This window comes from Halobacillus sp. GSS1, from assembly GCF_017307035.1.
Lineage (GTDB): Bacteria > Bacillota > Bacilli > Bacillales > Halobacillaceae > Halobacillus > Halobacillus litoralis.
On record NZ_JAFLHE010000001.1, the window covers coordinates 511,636 to 525,101 of the forward strand.

Annotated in this window: 15 protein-coding genes; 3 read left to right on the forward strand and 12 right to left on the reverse strand. The window is 45.0% G+C overall.

Translation table 11 applies throughout. The annotated features are described in order from the left end of the window. Positions 1-156: 156 nt before the first annotated feature. The 11 genes from J0K78_RS02620 to J0K78_RS02670 form a co-directional block, all read right to left on the reverse strand. Positions 157-543 carry an HIT family protein gene (locus tag J0K78_RS02620; RefSeq protein ID WP_206945253.1) on the reverse strand — a complete coding sequence of 129 codons (387 nt, stop codon included), beginning with the start codon at positions 541-543 and terminating at the stop codon, positions 157-159. Positions 544-553: 10 nt separating this feature from the next. Next, the gene (locus tag J0K78_RS02625; RefSeq protein ID WP_206945254.1) at positions 554-790 is read right to left on the reverse strand and encodes a hypothetical protein; all 237 of its coding nucleotides are present in this window, start codon (positions 788-790) and stop codon (positions 554-556) included. Between the two features lie 172 nt (positions 791-962). Further along, positions 963-2,264, reverse strand: coding sequence for a pyrimidine-nucleoside phosphorylase (locus tag J0K78_RS02630; RefSeq protein WP_206945255.1), 1,302 nt, complete (start codon positions 2,262-2,264; stop codon positions 963-965). A gap of 58 nt (positions 2,265-2,322) precedes the next feature. Beyond that, the gene (locus J0K78_RS02635) at positions 2,323-3,144 is read right to left on the reverse strand and encodes a purine-nucleoside phosphorylase (protein ID WP_206945256.1); all 822 of its coding nucleotides are present in this window, start codon (positions 3,142-3,144) and stop codon (positions 2,323-2,325) included. A 16-nt stretch (positions 3,145-3,160) separates the two neighbouring features. Next, on the reverse strand, positions 3,161-4,339 hold the full coding sequence (gene deoB / locus J0K78_RS02640) for a phosphopentomutase (RefSeq protein WP_206945257.1): 1,179 nt from the start codon (positions 4,337-4,339) through the stop codon (positions 3,161-3,163). 97 nt (positions 4,340-4,436) lie between these two features. Next, complete coding sequence (gene xerD, locus J0K78_RS02645) at positions 4,437-5,324, reverse strand: site-specific tyrosine recombinase XerD (protein ID WP_206945258.1); 888 nt, start codon at positions 5,322-5,324, stop codon at positions 4,437-4,439. Positions 5,325-5,331: 7 nt separating this feature from the next. Further along, entirely contained in the window at positions 5,332-5,550 is a 219-nt protein-coding gene (locus J0K78_RS02650) for a DUF4227 family protein (protein WP_160913688.1), read from the reverse strand. A 294-nt stretch (positions 5,551-5,844) separates the two neighbouring features. Beyond that, complete coding sequence (gene fur, locus J0K78_RS02655) at positions 5,845-6,321, reverse strand: ferric iron uptake transcriptional regulator (protein ID WP_160913690.1); 477 nt, start codon at positions 6,319-6,321, stop codon at positions 5,845-5,847. 112 nt (positions 6,322-6,433) lie between these two features. Beyond that, positions 6,434-7,072, reverse strand: coding sequence for a stage II sporulation protein M (gene spoIIM, locus J0K78_RS02660; RefSeq protein WP_206945259.1), 639 nt, complete (start codon positions 7,070-7,072; stop codon positions 6,434-6,436). 81 nt (positions 7,073-7,153) lie between these two features. Next, the gene (locus J0K78_RS02665; RefSeq protein WP_370550918.1) at positions 7,154-8,314 is read right to left on the reverse strand and encodes an endonuclease Q family protein; all 1,161 of its coding nucleotides are present in this window, start codon (positions 8,312-8,314) and stop codon (positions 7,154-7,156) included. Beyond that, positions 8,311-8,856, reverse strand: coding sequence for an NUDIX hydrolase (locus J0K78_RS02670; protein WP_206945260.1), 546 nt, complete (start codon positions 8,854-8,856; stop codon positions 8,311-8,313). Before J0K78_RS02670 ends, J0K78_RS02665 begins: the two co-directional genes overlap by 4 nt. A 95-nt stretch (positions 8,857-8,951) precedes the next feature. On the opposite strand from J0K78_RS02670, the gene J0K78_RS02675 reads away from it, so the two are divergent. Then, on the forward strand, positions 8,952-9,875 hold the full coding sequence (locus tag J0K78_RS02675; protein ID WP_206945261.1) for an aldo/keto reductase: 924 nt from the start codon (positions 8,952-8,954) through the stop codon (positions 9,873-9,875). Positions 9,876-9,949: 74 nt separating this feature from the next. On the opposite strand, the gene J0K78_RS02680 is transcribed toward J0K78_RS02675, so the two are convergent. Beyond that, complete coding sequence (locus J0K78_RS02680; RefSeq protein WP_206945262.1) at positions 9,950-11,005, reverse strand: dipeptidase; 1,056 nt, start codon at positions 11,003-11,005, stop codon at positions 9,950-9,952. A gap of 640 nt (positions 11,006-11,645) precedes the next feature. Here J0K78_RS02680 and J0K78_RS02685 point away from each other — a divergent pair. After that, positions 11,646-11,912, forward strand: coding sequence for a hypothetical protein (locus J0K78_RS02685; protein WP_206945263.1), 267 nt, complete (start codon positions 11,646-11,648; stop codon positions 11,910-11,912). 21 nt (positions 11,913-11,933) lie between these two features. After that, positions 11,934-13,427, forward strand: a complete 1,494-nt coding sequence (locus J0K78_RS02690; protein WP_206945264.1) for a M3 family metallopeptidase — start codon at positions 11,934-11,936, stop codon at positions 13,425-13,427. Positions 13,428-13,466: the final 39 nt, after the last annotated feature.

Consider the following 13,466-nt stretch of genomic DNA (forward strand, 5'->3'; position numbering starts at 1 on the left):
TCGAGATGTTTATGTGATTCTAGGAGCTGCGGGAAAGCGAACGGCTTCCCAACTACCCCTGAATCTCAATATGGCAAATGAAGGCCGGTATATAGAAACGTGGTAGAAAACGGGTGTAGGAGAACAACAAAAAACACGACCTGGGTAGGTCGTGTTTTAGATGTGGCGTTTGTTTTCTTCTTGTTTGAGCCAGTGGCGGATGCCTTTTCCTGCGTGGGGTTCGTCTTGGAAGCGGGGGATGATGTGCATGTGAGCGTGAAAGATATGCTGCCCACCGGCTTCGTAACAATTGTATCCGATATTGTATCCATCCGGTTGAAGCGTTTCATCGAGCCAGCTTTTAACTTGCTGAATCATTTCCTGTGTATCGATCCATTCCTCCTTGGAAAGGTCGAACACCGTTGTCCGGTGCGATTTGGGAACGATTAAGCCCGATCCTTTTAAGATCCGCTGGTCTTTCTGAACAAAGTAGCAGGAGCCGTTCTCAAAAATGATTTTCTGTTCTTCATCCGTTTCTGGTGAGCACAAAATGCATGGGTCCATGCTTTCCCTCCTATGTAATCGGAATGAAACTTTCAATAAAGATAAACGCCATCATGGAGGAGAGCACAAGAATGATCGTTCCTCTGATAACGCGATCCTCTTTTAAAAAACGAACGCCTATGAATACATACAAAAAAGCAGACACGAGTGCTATGAGATCAAAGTTTACATGGAAAGAGAAAATCCAATGGGAAAATAAAAGAATAAGAGCAACTGACGCGACCATGATTTCTATAATCCAGAACATCCTTTTCCTCCTTCTACAAGAATGATACCATGAACCAATTCTCATATGAATATCCAATCTAAAACACCCTTAATTTCCTCTGATCCCCTCAACATAACTCGCTGATTTGAAATAAAAAAGCGAACCGTCCACGGAATGTGGTCGGTTCGCTTTTTAACCTAAATAGAAAACTTTATTTAATGATGTTGTGGATCAATGTTGGTTTTTCGACTTTTTCACCAGAAATCGTGTACGCTTCTTTCACTTTCAGGATAGAGTCGTTCGGCTGCTCGTCATCACTGATCAATACGACTAGAGCTTCACCTGCTTTGACAGGATCACCGATTTTCTTCTTCAGACTGATTCCTACGCCGTGGTTGATTTCATCCTCTTTCGTCGCACGGCCGGCTCCAAGATACATGGCCGCTATGCCGATGGATTCTGCGTCGATCGCAGATACATAGCCATCCTGATCCGCCGTGACTTCAATCTCATGAGCCGCTCTAGGTAGACGATCAAGGTCATCAATCATAGAAACGTCTCCACCTTGTGCTTCAATCAACGTGCGCAGGGACTGGAAGGCTTTTCCGTTTTCGATATTCGCTTCAATGGCTTTGTACGCTTCTTCATAAGAAGAGAACTTCTCAGCTAGAACAGCCATATGTGAAGCGATTTCAAGAGAAAGCAAACGCAGGTCTTCGACGTTCTTTCCTTGAAGGATTTCCGCTGCTTCTTTAATTTCATTGGCATTTCCGACCTCGTAACCAAGCGGCTGATTCATGTCACTAATGACAGCCACGGTGTTACGTCCCAGGTTGTTTCCGATGTTCACCATCTCACGAGCAAGTGCTTCAGAGTCTTCAAGCGTTTTCATAAAGGCACCAGAACCTGTTTTCACATCAAGGACAATACTGTCTGCTCCGGATGCAATCTTTTTACTCATAATGGAACCAGCGATCAATGGCAAGGAGTTCACGGTACCCGTAACGTCTCTAAGTGCGTAAAGCTTTTTATCTGCAGGTGCAAGGTTTCCGGTTTGGCCTGCAACCGCAAGTTTATGAGTATTGACATTCTCGATGAATTTTTCTTTCGTCATCTCGATTTCAAGACCTTTGATGGACTCTAATTTATCAAGCGTTCCGCCTGTATGTCCAAGTCCACGTCCTGACATTTTCGCGACAGGGATGCCGACAGAAGCGACCAATGGTCCTACGATGAATGTTACTTTATCGCCGACACCGCCTGTGGAGTGCTTATCGACTTTCTTCCCTTCAATCGCTGAGAGGTCGATGGTTTCACCAGAGTCAACCATCGCTTGAGTCAACGTCGCTGTTTCTTCAGCTGTCATGCCCTGAAAATAAATCGCCATCGTAAAAGCAGAGGCCTGGTAGTCAGGAATCTCACCTTTTGTGTAACCTTCAACGAAGAATTCGATTTCTTCCTTCGTCAATTCCCCGCCATCACGTTTTTTTACAATAATGTCATACATTCTCATCTCGATCACCCTTTACTTAAGTTTAAGAGAGAAAGCGTCCCACGAGACGCTCCCTTATTTATGCTGGTAATGTTTTTAGTAGCTCTTTAACAAATCCTAGGAAATCTTCACGCACTTGAGCAGTCGTTTCGATGACTTCATCATGCGTAAGCGGCTGGTCTAGAATTCCTGCGGCCATATTGGAAATACAAGAAATCCCAAGTACTCGGATGCCTGCATGGTTCGCTACCATCACCTCTGGGACTGTGGACATTCCGACAGCATCTCCACCGAGTGTACGAAGCATACGTACTTCTGCACCTGTCTCATAGGCAGGTCCTGTGTTTCCTACATAAACCCCTTCTTGCACCTGAAGGTCCAAACGCTCGGCAGACTGTTTCGCGTGATCAATCAAAGCTCGATCATACGCTTCAGACATGTCCGGGAAGCGTGGTCCAAGGTCCTCATCATTCGGGCCAATCAGCGGGCTGTCTCCCATATTGTTGATATGGTCGGTAATGATCATCAAGTTGCCTGGCTTGAAGGTTTCATTGATGCCGCCCGCAGCGTTTGTAACGAATAGGGTTTCTACACCCAGCGCTTTCATGACGCGGACCGGGAAAGTCACCTGTTTCATATCATAGCCTTCATAATAGTGGAAACGCCCTTGCATCGCGATCACTTGCCGCCCCTCTAATTCACCAACGACCAGCTGCCCTTTATGGCCGGAAACCGTTGATTCAGGGAAGTGAGGAATTTCCGTATATGGAATGGTTGTCGGATTTTGAATCTCCTCAGCAAGTACTCCGAGACCTGATCCTAGAATTAGTCCAACACTTGGTTCATGCGTTAATTTTCCTTGGATAAATTGAGCTGCTTCTTTCACTTGAGTTTGGTTCATGATTGTTTCTCCTCCCTTATCGAATATCTTTTAAAAAGCTTTTGCCGTGTTCAGGCATTTGAATTGAGAAGTTTTCAGAAACGGTCGCACCGATATCCGCAAACGTTTGGCGCTGATCCAACTCCTGTCCTTCTTTTATGCCATTATGATAGACAATCAATGGAACGAGTTCCCGTGTGTGATCGGTCCCGTGATGCACAGGATCATTACCGTGGTCTGCTGTGATGATCAATAAATCGTCATCGTTCATTTTTTCCAACACTTCTGGCAGACGCGCGTCGTATTCCTGTAAGGCTTCCCCATACCCTTGAGGGTCACGTCGGTGACCGAATTTCGCATCGAAATCGACAAGGTTCAAGAAGCTCATACCGGTAAAGTCTTTATCCAATGAGTTCACCAATTGGTCCATCCCATCCATGTTGTCTTTCGTACGGATGGCTTCTGTCACGCCTTCTCCGTCATAGATATCAGAAATTTTACCGATGGCGACCACATCGAGTCCTTCATCCGCCATCTCGTTCATGACTGTGCGTCCGAATGGCTTCAACGCATAATCATGACGATTGGATGTGCGTTCAAAAGCTCCCGGCTCCCCGATGAATGGGCGGGCAATGACACGTCCGACCATATATTTCTCATCCTTCGTGATTTCACGGCAGAACTCACAGATTTCATAAAGCTCTTCTGGTGGAATCACATCTTCATGGGCAGCAATCTGCAGAACAGAATCGGCAGACGTGTAAATGATCAAGTCCCCCGTTTCCATATGATGCTCTCCAAGTTCCTTCAGGATTTCCGTCCCTGATGCCGGCTTATTTCCGACAATGCCGCGGCCGGTCTTTTCTTTAATCTGATCCAGCAGCTCATCGGGAAAACCGTCCGGGAATGTACGGAAAGGCTGGTCGATATAAAGACCCATGATTTCCCAGTGGCCGGTCATCGTATCTTTTCCGTTCGAAGCTTCCACCATCGTTGTGTAGTGCGCTTTCGGATTGTCAGCTTTATCAATGCCCTGAATCTGACGAATATTGCTGAGTCCTAGCGATCCCATATGAGGCATGTCCAAACCGTTCATATGTTCGGCAATGTGCCCCAGGGTGTCAGCCCCTTTGTCATCGAATTTTTCCGCATCTGGAGCTTCACCTATTCCTACAGAGTCCATAACTACTAAAAATACACGTTTGAATGAATTCATCAAAGATCCCTCCTAATGTTTAATTTCCCAAATTCGTGAAAAACTACCCTACATTCTTAAGATGTAGGATGTCAGACAACTAAAAACACAAAAGAGTTTATGCCCGTGGATGATACGAGCGATAAACGTCTTTCAACCTTGTCTTCGAGACATGGGTATAAATTTGAGTTGTTGAGATGTCTGCATGTCCAAGCATTTCCTGGACAGCCCTGAGATCGGCTCCATTTTCAAGAAGATGTGTAGCAAATGAATGGCGCAGGGTATGAGGGGTCAGTTCTTTATTGACACCCATGTCCCGAGCAACCGCTTTCAATATCTTCCAAAAACCCTGCCGTGATAGGGCATTCCCGTGATGATTAACGAAAAGCTCTTCGGTCTGCTTTTGCTTGACGAGTGCCTCGCGACCGACTTGTAAATAATTTTCAACCGCATCTTTGGCCATGTCACCAAGAGGAATGATCCTCTCTTTTGACCCTTTTCCCAGACAACGGACAAAGCCCATCGTCAAATGCAGATCCGTCACTTTAAGAGAGACAAGCTCCGTTACCCTCAGGCCGGTGGCATACAGCATTTCAAACATCGCTTTATTCCTCGCTGAAAGCGGGTCTTTGGCATGAATGTTCAAAAGCTTGTCCACATCGTCTGAAGAGAGCACTTTCGGAAGCTTTCTTTCTTTCTTCGGAGTCTCGATATGTAAGCTCGGATCCTGCTCTGTCACCTTCTCCCGGATCAGGAACTGGTGAAAAAGACGAATGGATGACAATAACCGGGCAATGGTTGCTGATGAACGCCCCTGGTCATTGAGGTGATGCAAATACTTCATAATATGCGAACGAGTCATTTCATCCCAACTTTTCACGCCTAATTCCTGCTGTAGGAAGCGATCGTACTGAGAAAGGTCCCGCTTGTAAGACTGAATCGTGTTAGGTGATAACCCGCGCTCCACGGTCAAATAATGAAAAAAATCTTCCAGCGCATGCTGCATCTTCCATCTACTCCCCTAACCGAAAAAATATCGACAGCCGATCCGTCCATGGTTGTTCCAGTGGTTGATAGACTTTAATAGCCGTACCACCTGGCGGATCGTATCGATGCTGGCGCTCGTATTCTTCATGCACCATTCGTAAGGCCATATAAAAAACACATGTACAAACGGTGAATACAATCAGGACTTTAATTAAATCTCTTAAACTGTGCTTTAAACGAGTCATGGCACTCCCCTCACTTCCGTACCTTTTTGTAAAGGATATGCCTAAATTCCTTACAAATATACGTAGAATGATGAGAGAATCGGATGACGAAGCGCTTTAAAAAACAGCACAAGCCCCATCTAGGTTTAACGTACACGATTTTCGCTCATTTGTAAATAAAAATACAAGAGTCAGAGATTTTAGAAAACGTATACAAAGAACCCGCCTGGACTGTCCTTCCTCCACGCTTCCCGCCTGGATGTTTCAACGAGCGCAAAATAAAAAGCCACTATGTCCTTCATAGCGGCGGTCTTTTCATTCTTCGTTTGATTTTGCAGATGAGGTCGTAACAGCCTGTTTCTGGCACACACGGCAAATGCCATGGAACGTCAAGCGGTGATCTTTCACTTCAAAACCCCACTGACTTTCAACGATTTTTTCTACATCCCCTAAGAGATCTTCATCGATTTCTTCCACTGATCCACACTCGATACATACGAGATGATGGTGAAAGTGTTCGGCACCTTCTTTTCTCAAGTCATATCGGGAGACGCCATCTCCAAAATTAATTTTATCGACAACTTTTAGTTCTGATAGTAATTCCAATGTTCGATAGACGGTTGCTAGACCAATTTCTGGTGCTTTCTCTTTTACGAGGAGGTAAACATCTTCCGCACTTAAGTGGTCTTCTTCATTTTCCAAAAGTACCCGTACTGTGGCTTCACGCTGCGGAGTCAGCTTATAACTCTGGGAATGCAGCTGTTTTTTTATTTTATCTATACGATGTTCCATATCGTTCGTCCCTCCCTCGTAATACCAATTTCATTATAATTCAGAGACAGAACGAGTGTCAAATTATAATTATTTTAATCTGTTAACGATAATCATTATTATTTAATATGATTTACTTGTAAATCCATTTCAACACATATTCCAAAAATGTGTTGCTTAAAAAGACTTCTACGACTGAAGAAACCATAAGAATCGCAATCAACGCTCCGAACAGGGCACTATACCTTACAAAGCCCTTCATGATCGGCTGGTGAACCCGGCGGATGAAAAGCTGCTTACATAGAGTCAGCGAAAAGATCAAAGCAAGGGAACCGGCAATCAGATATACAGGAATAATAATGACATTTTGAGGGGCGATGGAAACGGAGGAAATCAACAAACCGTACCAGCCCATCTGATTGACCAGGAAACCCACGGAAAACCCGATGACCAATCCTTTCAGAAATAGTAACACCGTAATAATCGGCATCCCGATGACAGAGATCCCCAGCAAAAATAAGAGAAGCATATACTTGAGATGGTAAAGAACGCTGTCTTTCCAAAGGGTAGCTTTTCCGGTTCCCCCCATCATCGTCTGCTGCTCAAAAAACTGCTTCAGATAAAAGAAGAGATCCTGCTTTTGGACAAAGTTCATACTGTTTACGATCACTGCCCCGAAAATCATCCCCATAATAAATAGAACGAAAATAAACACGAAAATGTTCATATGTGTTTGAACGTCGTTTTTAACCATTCGCATACCCTGCTGCATCTTTTCTCCACCTTTCTCTTCACCGGTCTATGACCAATCTATGAGAGAGACGGAAAAAGTAGACCAGATCCAGCTCAGTTTCTATTGAATTCTTCCATATCGTCCTCCCCCGCCAGCCAGGATGGTAAGTGTACCGTTCCTCATGGCCATGATCCGCTCAACCACTTGTTCAGGAATGACGGTCTTCAAGTCTTCCCTTGATACTTCATGGATGACAGCCATCTCGGTACCAAAAGCATCGATTAACTTTTCATAGGTACGCGTTCCTACTCCAGGGAGAGATGATAGAGGCACTTGATAGATATACGGAGGTCTTTCTTTCATCTGGGTGCTAGATTTCAACTCCTCCACACGATCTTTGACGCCTTTGACGATCTTTTTGGATCCACACTGTTCACACCGGGATGCAGAAACTTCTGCAGGGAAAAGACATTCAGCACAAACCGTCTGATGATATTTCCCCATGGCTGGACTCATCCCGTAATTCGTGAGGACTTTTCTTCCCTCTCTCTTGTGTAGAGCCATCCGCAATTCTTCAAAGTTCAGTCCCTTTAATGTCATCCGCTGATACTCCCGGGCAAGCTTTCCTAAGGAATGAGCATCCGAGTTGGTCACATAGGTGTACGGTTCAAGTTCACCGATCCCATCAGCCATCTCTGTGTCAGCGCTCAATCCAAGCTCAATGGCATCGATTTTGTCTGGATCCAAAACTTCTCTTAAGGTTTGTTTCACTCCTTTTCCATAAAGGCTTTTAAATGGAGTGAAAACATGGGCGGGAATAAAGATGCCCTCCTGTTCTTTCACATATTGCTGGAGTTCGCGGGCCGTGCCGTAAAAACGTTGGGAGCTTAAGTTCACGTTCTTCATTTTCTTCGAAAGCCATGCTGTGAATGCCTTCATCCGATCCAGTGTCGGAAAATAACAAAGCACGTGGATGGGGCCGGAACAGGCCGCATCATAGACTTCAATTTCAGAGCCCAAAAGGAGGACCGTATCCTGATAACGAACTCCTCCTTCCTTTAATTCCACGGCCTGCCCACGATCGATCAGATCCTGCATTTCTTCCTGAACAGCAGGTGCTTGCGCATCAATGACCCCAACCATATCCAGCCCTTTTCGATTCGTCGCTTCTTCAAAGATGTTCGAGAGGGTCAGCGATTTTGAGCCCGTAATTTTCACAGGCTTTCCGTTCCAGTCCCTGCCGATATGAATATGTAGATCGACGAAAAACGTAGGCATCATCTCGCATTTCTCAATTTCATATAAAGGATGGCATAGGCCGTCTTCGCATCATGGATCCGCTCTTCTTTTTCCAAAACTTCCGCTTCCTCCACCGTCAGTTCCATTTGTTCGACGAACTCGTCCTCATCTCCGTCCGGCTGCTGCTCCATCGGTTTGATCTGGTCTGTGAAATAAAGGTGGACAATTTCATCAGCAAATCCCGGGGATGTGTAGAAAGAGGTAATGAACTCAAGGTCATCGGATGTGTACCCTGTTTCCTCTTCCAATTCCCTGAGGGCGCATGTTTTCGGTTCTTCCCCCGGTTCAAGCTTACCTGCAGGTATTTCAATAATGCTTTTTTCCATCGGTTTCCGGTACTGTTCGACACAAACAAGCTTCCCTTCATCTGTCACGGCAATGACAGCGACAGCACCTGGGTGACGGATCAGTTCTCGTTTAGATGTATTCCCATCGGGTAAAGTAACACTATCGACATCCAATTGAACAATTTTCCCTTTATAAATCGTTTCGGTTTCATAAGTTTTCTCTTCGAATTTCTTCAAAACATTCATCCTCTCTTGTTCCTATCGTTATTTTATCACAGGAGTGGCATGGAACCGGAACAATCCGCTACACTTAAAATGGAAAGGATGATTACATGAACAAACGTCAATTAGGATCCTCCGATTTATATGTATCAGAAATCAGTTTAGGGTGCATGTCGCTCGGGACCGATCATAACAAAGCCAAAGACATCATCGACCGGGCCGTCGATGCGGGTATCAATTATTTAGACACGGCCGATTTATACGATTTTGGGGAAAATGAAAAAATCGTAGGAGAAGCGGTCAAAGGAAAAAGAGACGACCTGTTGATCGGCACAAAGGTCGGCAACAACTTCAATGCTGATAAGGAAGACTGGCACTGGGACCCATCCAAGAAGCACATCAAAGAAGGGGTGAAAGACAGTCTCAAACGACTCGGAATTGATTATATCGATCTTTACCAGCTGCATGGGGGAACCATCGATGATCCCATAGAAGAAAGCATTGAAGCATTTGAAGACCTCAAACAAGAAGGTTTGATTAGAGAATACGGGATATCTTCCATCCGCCCGAATGTGATTAAAAAATACGTAGAAAAATCCAACATCGTCAGTGTAATGATGCAGTACAATGCTCTTGATCGACGTCCGGAAGAAGAAATTCTCCAGCTCCTTGCAGACAATGAAATTAGTGTCCTGGCAAGAGGACCGCTGGCAAAAGGGATGTTATCTTCAAAAGGACTGGAGAAAGCTGAAGAAAAAGCAGCCGATGGATTTTTAGAATACAGCCAGAAAGAAGTATTGGAAATTGCGAAGCAATGGCAGTCGTTCACCACTGATGAGAAAACGGCTGAAACACTTGCGCTTCAATATGTCCTGCAAAATCCTACCGTGGCGACCGCTGTCTTTGGAGCAAGTTCCGTGGAACAACTGAGGGATAACCTGCGTTACCTTGACGCTCCACCTTTGACGGAGCACACTTATAAGGAAATGCAAGCTCTGTCAAAGGCCATCACCTATCAGAAACATAGAGCCTAATAAAGATGACAAACGAAAAGACGAGGATGCTCTTCGAAAGGGCATCCTCGTCTTTTTTCCAGTGGAAGCTCAAGTCATGTAGGGTCTTTCCATGTCTCTTTAAGAACACGAAGCCAATTTTTATAGGCAATCTTCTCAATGTCTTCCCTACTCAACCCTTCTTTTTTCAATAGCTCAAGGATTTTCGGCACACCCGTCACATCTTTAAGAGCGGAAGGTACCCGAGTACCATCAAAATCTGAACCTAAAGCGACGTGGTCGATTCCTATACGATCGATTATATAATGGATATGTTTTGTAATGTCAGACAAAGAAGCTCCCTCATTATTGCCCCCATCTTCTGTCACCATATTAGGATTGATACTATAGGTGACTCCGATCAAACCGTTCGAACCACCGATCTCATCGATTTGTTTGTCTGTCAGGTTCCTGGTGACCGGGCAGATTTGATGGGCATTTGAATGAGTCGCTACAAGCGGAGCATCACTGATAGAGGCGACGTCCCAAAATCCTTTTTCGTTCAAGTGGGAGAGATCAACCATGATTCCTAATCGGTTACACTCGCGAATCAGGTTTTTCCCGGCATCCGTAAGACCTGCCCCTGTATCTGGAGAAGAAGGGAAACGATACGGAACACCCTCTCCAAATGCATTCGCTCTGCTCCATACAGGACCGACGGAACGCAGCCCTGCTTCATAGAAGACAGAGAGCGCATGCAAGTTTTCATCGATTCCCTCCGCCCCCTCGATATGTAAAATGCCGGCCATGTATTCTCCTGCGATCGCCCTTTCTAAATCCCCGACGGTACGTGCTGCTTTAAATTTCCCACCAGATTCTGCTTCCATTTTTAAGAAGCGGGCCATCATTTTATGGGTGTACATGCAAGCATAGGAATAAGATAAAGGTCTCGGAAATGGTTTTTCGTAACCCTTCTCGGTTTTGTAGGCGACAGGAAGTGGATCCGTGTCAGGGTTCGGACAAAATACGGCGTAGAAGCCTGCGGCCATTCCAGAACGATTCCCTCTAGGCCAGTCGATATGTCCTTCTTTCGTACCTGTAAAAAAGGGTTTCACTCCATCTTCAAAGTTCATCATCGTATCATTATGTCCATCTATGAATGGCACCTTCATCTACTTCTCCTCCTTTAAAATCATCATTTTGCTCCTCCCAATTTCGGAAGACGTAATTTCGAGATAATAAGGTTTCGTTTACCTAATTGAGAAACAGGGGTGGTTGGGAAGCCGCTCGCTTTCCTGCAGGGATGACGGAGAGCCTCCTCGAGCTCCGCTCTGTGGGGTCTCTCCAGCCCATCCATTCCCGTGGGAGTCTCCCAGCTTCCCAACCATTCCATATAAATAGAAACGAACCTTATACCAAGAAAGAGGATTTGCCTGTCTTCCATCCCACTTGGAAAAAGAGATAAAACGCTTTATATATAGCCTTCAAATCCAAAAGATCGACAGAAGTCTATATTTTTCAAGTTTCGCTGTAAGCAAAAGCATATGATTTCAAAAGTTGTTTCGAGAATACTTTTTTTAAGGGGCGGAGGGGAATGGGGAGACTCCCGCGGAAAGCGACTCATTCCCCTCCGCCCCACACACTCCTTGACCATTTCGAAAATGAGCCTTCCACAATCCTGCTATAATTTGAATATCGAATTTTGACAATGCACCATGCGTCGGGAATAGGAGTTGTCGTCCGTCTTGAGGATGATGAAGATTTTTCCAAAGTCTATTACACTAATACTATCAAAACCATAGGAGGAATCATATGAAGAACACGGTTATGAAACATTGGGATTTGGAGCGTCTCTTTCCTGTCGGGCTGGAAGATGTGCTGCTCAGAAATAATGAACAAATGGAAGCTCTTCGTGAGCAGTTAGAGAAATCACAAGTTCCTGATAACTTTAAAGATTTCCTGGTGATAGTCGAGGAAATGCAAAAGCTTTACTCCGACGTTTTTTCCATCGATGAATACGCCATCTGCCTATCCTCTCAAAATAGGCAGGATCGCAATGGACACGAACTTATGGATTGAAGTCAACGATTAAAAGCAAAGATGGAAACTCTGATCCTCGCATTCAACCAGTATATCGCAGCAATCAGCGAACCTACTTGGAATGAGTGGCTACAAACTGAGGAACTGGCTGAAGTCCGCACTTCTTTAAAGGAACGTAGAAAACAAGCGGAAGACCGATTAGCGCCTGAATTGGAACAGGCCATCCATACGTTATCCATGAACGGATTCGAAGGATGGGAAGACCTATTCGAGCACGAATTCGCGAATCTCCGTGTACCTGCGGAAGAAGATGGTGAAAGAACGGAACTTTCTTTTGATATGGCTTTCATGAAGGCGATGTTATCCAATGATCGCTCTATAAGGTCTTCAATAGCAGCCTCCCTCATTGAGGTTTGCCAAGAGAATCAGGACCGTTTCGCTCTTATTTTTAACCACTTCGCCGGTTTCCGGAATGACTTATATGAGCTTAGAGGCTGGCGGAACCCCCTGAAAGAGATGTATGAGCAGAACAGAATTCCGGAAGCCGCTGTCAGTACCATGATGAAAGCTCTGCATGAGCATAAGGATCTTCTCTATCGATTCTTAAAAAGAAAAGCCAAGATCGAGAACATCACAAAACCGGACTGGTATGATTTATATGCACCTTCTTTCACCGCTAAGACAACACTTACATATGAAGAGGCAACGGACATTGTGGTCAAGCAATTCTCTCAATACAGCCACAAACTCGGAGACTTCGCCAAACGAGCTTTCCATGATGGCTGGGTAGATGCTGAGCCACACCCACACAAACGTCACGGTGCCTTTTGTGCCTCGTTTCCTCATGCAAAAGAAAGCCGGGTGCTCCTTTCCTTCCATGGAACCTATCAGGATGTCGTGACCATGGCGCATGAACTTGGACATGCTTATCACAATACATTGCTGCATGAACAACCTGGATTTGCCCAGAGTGCAGGAACAGGGCTTGCAGAAACAGCCTCCACGTTCGCAGAGAACCTCGTGTTGGACGCTGCGATTGATCTTGCTGAAACAGAAGAAGATGCCCTTTCCCTGCTGGAAATGAAAATTATCAACGGACTGAAATACACCACGTTCATTCCGGCAAAATTTGAATTTGAAAAGGATTTTTATGAGAAGAGGAAACAAGGAAAGCTTTCCACATCGGAGATCACTGATTTGATGGAAACAAAAGAACAGGAATGGTTCGGAGATCATCTGGAACATGTGAATGCTTATAACTGGATGAGCATCCCTCACTTTTATGATACTGAAAAAGCGTTTTATAACCTTCCCTACACGATCGGCTACCTGTTCAGTAACGGCATATACGCCCAGTACAAAGAAACGCCTGCGTCATTTCCTGAGAAGTACGATGAGCTCTTAAGTCACTCGGGAGATCTGCCTATGGATGAACTTTGTTCAGGCTTTCTTGATCAAGATCTGACAAAGCAGAAATTCTGGAACGCGTCTTTCCGGCCATTGCAGGAGGCCATAGAAGAATACATCAGGAGAACAGAAAGCTATCTATCGTAAAAGGGTGTTCCACTATCATATAAGGTGCCTACTGATAGA

What these genes read in the sequence shown, in the direction of transcription:
- spoIIM (WP_206945259.1), bottom strand. Translation starts at nt 7,072, where the DNA reads ATGCAGCAGGGTATGCGAATGGTTAAAAACGACGTTCAAACACATATG.
- deoB (WP_206945257.1), bottom strand. Translation starts at nt 4,339, where the DNA reads ATGAATTCATTCAAACGTGTATTTTTAGTAGTTATGGACTCTGTAGGA.
- J0K78_RS02650 (WP_160913688.1), bottom strand. Translation starts at nt 5,550, where the DNA reads ATGACTCGTTTAAAGCACAGTTTAAGAGATTTAATTAAAGTCCTGATT.
- J0K78_RS02680 (WP_206945262.1), bottom strand. Translation starts at nt 11,005, where the DNA reads ATGAAGGTGCCATTCATAGATGGACATAATGATACGATGATGAACTTT.
- J0K78_RS02690 (WP_206945264.1), top strand. Translation starts at nt 11,934, where the DNA reads ATGGAAACTCTGATCCTCGCATTCAACCAGTATATCGCAGCAATCAGC.
- J0K78_RS02620 (WP_206945253.1), bottom strand. Translation starts at nt 543, where the DNA reads ATGGACCCATGCATTTTGTGCTCACCAGAAACGGATGAAGAACAGAAA.
- J0K78_RS02685 (WP_206945263.1), top strand. Translation starts at nt 11,646, where the DNA reads ATGAAGAACACGGTTATGAAACATTGGGATTTGGAGCGTCTCTTTCCT.
- J0K78_RS02630 (WP_206945255.1), bottom strand. Translation starts at nt 2,264, where the DNA reads ATGAGAATGTATGACATTATTGTAAAAAAACGTGATGGCGGGGAATTG.
- J0K78_RS02675 (WP_206945261.1), top strand. Translation starts at nt 8,952, where the DNA reads ATGAACAAACGTCAATTAGGATCCTCCGATTTATATGTATCAGAAATC.
- xerD (WP_206945258.1), bottom strand. Translation starts at nt 5,324, where the DNA reads ATGCAGCATGCGCTGGAAGATTTTTTTCATTATTTGACCGTGGAGCGC.
- fur (WP_160913690.1), bottom strand. Translation starts at nt 6,321, where the DNA reads ATGGAACATCGTATAGATAAAATAAAAAAACAGCTGCATTCCCAGAGT.
- J0K78_RS02665 (WP_370550918.1), bottom strand. Translation starts at nt 8,314, where the DNA reads ATGATGCCTACGTTTTTCGTCGATCTACATATTCATATCGGCAGGGAC.
- J0K78_RS02625 (WP_206945254.1), bottom strand. Translation starts at nt 790, where the DNA reads ATGTTCTGGATTATAGAAATCATGGTCGCGTCAGTTGCTCTTATTCTT.
- J0K78_RS02635 (WP_206945256.1), bottom strand. Translation starts at nt 3,144, where the DNA reads ATGAACCAAACTCAAGTGAAAGAAGCAGCTCAATTTATCCAAGGAAAA.